Genomic DNA, 3010 nt, shown 5'->3' with positions numbered 1-3010 from the left:
GGTAGGTAAGGACACAGAAGAGATTAACATCATTTTTGATAAACAAGGTTGTGAAGATGTACAGAAAGAACTGAAATCTGCCTTTGAAACCGACAGCTACCTATCGTTAAACTATGCAACGGTAAAAGCGGCAATCCATACCTCAAATTTTATTTTCATCCCTGATGAATGGTTTGATGGTGAAAATCTGTCCGTTTATGCCAAGTATTTAGGTTCCGACGCTAAAGTTTATACTAAACACAACGATAAGCTAGGTTTTAATACCGTTTTCTGTTTAGATGAGCATTTAAAATCAAATCTGCCTGAAAAAACAGATTTATTTCCACAGTCTGAGCCATTAATGGTTTTATTTAATCATTTGGCAGACGAATCTTTATTAATAGATTTTACAGCAGTATCTTTCAATGTACTCTACATAAAAGATAAAAAGATAGTTTTTCAAAACCATTATCAATCAGAGAACGCTGAGGAGTTTAATTATTTCCTATTGCTGATGATTGAACAACTGGGCTTAACTGATGCCATTCCCGTTTATTTACAAGGCATTATAAACGAAGATGATGAGCATTATAACTGCTTATTAAAATACTTTAACCAACTTTATTTCTTTCTTCCTGCTGGAAAACAAAATAGCGAATTACTGGCCGATATGCCTAAACACTATTTCAGCGGTCTCCTTGCTTTAGATTTATGCGAATAATTGGTGGCAAATTAAAGGGCATCCGTTTGCAGCCCCCTGCAAATTTACCGGTGCGCCCAACTACGGATATGGCCAAAGAAGCACTTTTCAATATCCTCAACAACAAATATGATTTCGAAACATGTTCTGTTCTGGATTTATTCTGCGGCACTGGAAATTTAACTTTTGAGTTTGCCTCACGCGGTGCAGAAAGTATTTTAGCCGTTGATATGGATTACGGTTGCGTAAACTGGGTTAAAAACACAGCAAAACAACACCAGTTTGATCAAGTTGATGTGCGTAAAGGCGATGTTTTCAAGTTATTAAAACAAATGACTGGTGCTTACGACCTGATCTTTGCCGATCCGCCCTACAATATGCCCAACATTCCACAGATTCCGGTAATGGTAAAGGAGCAACAATTGCTTAAGCCTGATGGCCTGTTAATTGTAGAACACCAAAGTAACATGAAACTGAACAGCCAGCCCGGCTACACCGAAACCAGAAAATACGGCAATTCATCGTTCAGTTTTTTTGAGTTATAGTAGTTCAATCGTTCATTGGTCATTAGTTCATTGGTTAATGGCGCATAGTTAATTTATTTTTAGAAAGCGGGCACACAGCGCCTTATGGCGGCCTTCAGTCCTGCTTTTCATTGCAAGTCCTCACCCGATAAAGGATCGGGTTCCGGGCTTTCCATTGCAATCAGGCATATTGTCAATGACCTGCTTCAATCATATTCCGTTGAACTTCTTAATGTCCTTAATTTCTTAATGGTAAAAGATTAAGCCGGGTGCATTCCGTGTAAATCCGTGTTTCCGTGGCAAAAAATAACCCTCTTTGTGTTCTTCGTGTCTTAGTGGTAAATAATTTCACCATAAAAATCTATATTTGAATCATGAAGATAGCGCTATTTCCAGGCTCATTTGATCCGATCACTATTGCTCACGTAAACATTTTACAACGTGCCACTCCACTTTTCGATAAAATTGTAGTGGGTATCGGACTAAACAGTTCTAAACAGAATTTCTTAAGTGCAGAACAGCGTCTTCAGATTTTACAGACTGTTTTTAAAGGCTATCAGAATATCGAAATCCAAACTTACGAAGGTTTAACAGTAGATTTTTGCCGGAAAATAGATGCCACCTATATGGTACGTGGTATCCGTTCGGCTGCTGATTTCGAATACGAAAGAGCCATCGCCCAAATCAATCAGACCATGATGCCCGAAGTAGAAACCATTTTACTGTTAAGCAAACCCGAATATTCGGCCATCAGCTCTACCATTGTGCGCGATATTTTAAGAAACCATGGCGATGTAAGCCCATTTGTACCCAAAGAAGCACTTAGTTTTTTATAGTACTCCGTTAATCTAAAGATCGTCATTGCGAGGAGGCTTTTTCAGCCGAGGAAGCAATCTTACAACGATCGCTACATAGTGTGCGTTGTAAGATTCCCGCCTGCGCGGGAAAGACGACCAATCTACTGGAATCTCATCTGTGTTCATCCTCTTTATCTGTGGTTAAATTATTTAATTTAAAATGTAACGTTTTAAAGAATCGGTTACCAATAGGTTATAATATTAAATGAAAGAAACAGAAAATACATTTCTCGCCCTGATCAACCAGCACAAAGCGATTATACATAAGATTTCTAAAATGTATATGAACGGTGCTGAAGAACAGCGCGATCTGTTTCAGGAAATCGTATTACAGCTTTGGAAAGCCTACCCAACTTTTAAGGGCAACTCCAAATTTAGTACATGGATGTATCGTGTTTCCTTAAATACGGCGCTAATTTACTTTAAAAGGGACAATAGAAAAGTAGATAAAACACCGTTGGATGAAAATATTGATGTAATAGATGTAAATGAGAGCGAAGGAAAAGAAGAGAAACTGGCCTATTTGTATACTGCCGTGCAAGAGCTGAATGTTATAGAAAAAGCATTGATATTTCTCTTTCTCGAAAACCAATCCCATCGCGAAATTGCCGAAAACCTGGGCATTAGCGAAGTAAATGCAAGGGTTAAACTGAACAGAACTAAAGAAAAATTACAATTTATCATAAAGAAAAACGGTTATGAATTTTGACGATATAAAAAATGAATGGAATGCTGAAAGTCCTCAAGGAAGCAACATTTCTACCGATATGCTTAAAATAAAACAGGCACATACCCCAATTGATAAAATAAGGGCGAAAATGAAACACGAGTTTTTTTACCAGATCTTCTTTTTGGTACTCATGGCCTTTGTTCCTTACTTTTTTAGCTTTTCATCGGCAATGAATCAGGTGCCTTACTTTTTTAGCTTTTCATCGGCAATGAATCAGGTG

General features: G+C 37.7%; 4 protein-coding genes and 1 pseudogene. All 5 read left to right on the top strand.

Translation table 11 applies throughout. The annotated features are described in order from the left end of the window. Positions 1-700: DUF3822 family protein (locus AC1DND_RS24370; RefSeq protein WP_477585146.1), on the top strand; the 700-nt coding region annotated here is incomplete at its 5' end. After that, entirely contained in the window at positions 691-1224 is a 534-nt protein-coding gene (gene rsmD / locus AC1DND_RS24365; protein ID WP_116250695.1) for a 16S rRNA (guanine(966)-N(2))-methyltransferase RsmD, read from the top strand. The genes AC1DND_RS24370 and rsmD, both read left to right, overlap by 10 nt. A 353-nt stretch (positions 1225-1577) precedes the next feature. After that, on the top strand, positions 1578-2039 hold the full coding sequence (gene coaD, locus AC1DND_RS24360; RefSeq protein ID WP_029279302.1) for a pantetheine-phosphate adenylyltransferase: 462 nt from the start codon (positions 1578-1580) through the stop codon (positions 2037-2039). Positions 2040-2265: 226 nt separating this feature from the next. Continuing rightward, positions 2266-2769, top strand: coding sequence for an RNA polymerase sigma factor (locus AC1DND_RS24355; protein ID WP_477585145.1), 504 nt, complete (start codon positions 2266-2268; stop codon positions 2767-2769). Next, a pseudogene (locus AC1DND_RS24350) lies at positions 2759-3010 on the top strand (hypothetical protein); the annotation flags it as partial. The gene AC1DND_RS24355 and the pseudogene AC1DND_RS24350, both read left to right, overlap by 11 nt.

It is taken from the genome of Pedobacter sp. 01N416 (assembly GCF_056399685.1).
This window is presented reverse-complemented; position numbering and strand designations above follow the sequence as displayed.